The organism is Rothia sp. HMSC069C03 (genome assembly GCF_001811075.1).
Lineage (GTDB): Bacteria > Actinomycetota > Actinomycetes > Actinomycetales > Micrococcaceae > Rothia > Rothia mucilaginosa.
The window spans coordinates 10,276-10,612 of sequence record NZ_KZ627131.1 but is presented as its reverse complement, the minus strand read 5'-3'; the positions used below and the strand labels follow the sequence as shown (position 1 = coordinate 10,612).

The 337-nt window shown below is 62.9% G+C and carries 1 CRISPR repeat array.

Features of this window, described 5'->3' with window-relative positions:
* Window position 1 precedes the first annotated feature (1 nt).
* Window positions 2-334: a CRISPR direct-repeat array (repeat unit 28 nt; unit sequence GTGTTCCCCGCGCGAGCGGGGATGAGCC).
* Window positions 335-337 lie beyond the last annotated feature (3 nt).

Here is a 337-nt window from a genome sequence, read left to right as displayed (position 1 = left end):
CGTGTTCCCCGCGCGAGCGGGGATGAGCCGAGCACCATCATGTGCAGGTAGAGCTTAATGAAGTGTTCCCCGCGCGAGCGGGGATGAGCCTACAGCACAGAGCCCAATGTTTACCGTAGTTTGGTGTTCCCCGCGCGAGCGGGGATGAGCCGGAAGCCCTACAAAACACCCAAACCGAAAGGAAGTGTTCCCCGCGCGAGCGGGGATGAGCCGACATGAAAACCAAGATCGGCTCCGCGCTACTGGTGTTCCCCGCGCGAGCGGGGATGAGCCTGCCCCCCGGAAAACCGGAGGGCAAATTCAATAGTGTTCCCCGCGCGAGCGGGGATGAGCCGCG